This is a genomic window from Polaromonas sp. P1_G4, assembly GCF_056405475.1.
Map to the genome: position 1 here is coordinate 1 of NZ_JBFUCA010000850.1, position 1,171 is coordinate 1,171.

A 1,171-nucleotide genomic window follows, 5' to 3' on the forward strand; every position below is an offset into this window, starting at 1 on the left:
ATGTAAGACAGTTTTTGCGGGCTGAAGTGGCGCGACATGCCCAGGAACAATTCGTTGAACGCCAGGTTGCCGCCCGGGTCGATCACGGCGCCGGTGCCGTTGTCGACAATCAGGAACTGGTTGGACTGGACGGCATGCGCGTCTTCCTCGATCAGGTCGGTGAACATCAGGCAGGCATGCCTGTCGTCACGGTAAAGCTCTATGGGCATAGCTGAATGCGTGCGGCGACGCAGAAAAAAAAGCCACTTTATAAGCCGCCCGCTGCTCGCGTATTGATGCAGGTCAATGACACGCCTGAAGCGTGCGCCCGCCGCCCACGCCGGCGCAACACGCGCGATGCAGCAGGCAAAAAAAAGGCGCCGGCGCCTCAATAGGCACCGGCGCGCCTTGCTTGCGCATGGCAGCTGTCCAGGCACCGCGTGGCGGCGCCCCCGAACAGCGCTTTACTTAACCGCTTAACCGCGGCGGCGGTTGTTCATCATGCGTTCCACGTCGTCGCGCAGCGATGTCAGCTCGTTGCGCAGCTGGCGGCGCTCCTGCGCGGTCACCACGCCGTCGGACTTGAATTGGGCCTCGTGGCGCTCAATGCGGCGTTCACGCTGGTGCAGCCTGGCGGCTTCGCGTTGCGTGATGTGACCCGTGCGCACGCCTTCGTCAATGCGTTGGCTGATCTGGAATTCACGGTTGTCGATGCCGGGGGTATTGCCGGCATTGCCAGGCCTGCCCGCCACATCGCGGTTGTTCATCATGCGTTCCACTTCGGCGCTGAGGCCGTCCAGGTCAGCGCGCAGCTGCTGGCGCTCTTGTGGTGTGRCAACGCCGTTGGATTTAAAACGTGCCTCGCGAGCCGCGATTTCCTGGTCGCGGCGGTACAGCACCTGCGCTTCGGACGGCGTGATGTGGCCGGAGGCCAGACCCTGCTGAATACGCGCGCTGATGGCTTGCTGCGCCTGGTCAATGCCGGGTGTATTAGTACCCTGCGCCATGGCAGGTGCAAATCCCAGCCCGGCGAACAGGGCTGAGGCCAGCAATGAGACAGTGAGGAATTTCGATTTCATGGGGTTCTCCTTGGAATGCTTATGCGTTTGATTGCCAGCAACCCGGTGGGCAACTTGCGGTGGCGGCGATAAATCTCCGTCTCGGCAAGCGGCCGTGGGGGCTGCTCCTGAAT

At 62.2% G+C, this 1,171-nt stretch carries 2 protein-coding genes; both read right to left on the bottom strand.

The features are described 5' to 3' along the window. On the bottom strand, nt 1-209 hold a 209-nt coding region (locus tag AC1D1X_RS23895), incomplete at its 3' end, for an oxygen-binding di-iron domain-containing protein (RefSeq protein ID WP_477699424.1). Nucleotides 210-455: 246 nt separating this feature from the next. Next, entirely contained in the window at nt 456-1,058 is a 603-nt protein-coding gene (locus tag AC1D1X_RS23900) for a hypothetical protein (RefSeq protein WP_477699425.1), read from the bottom strand. Between the last annotated feature and the right edge of the window lie 113 nt (nt 1,059-1,171).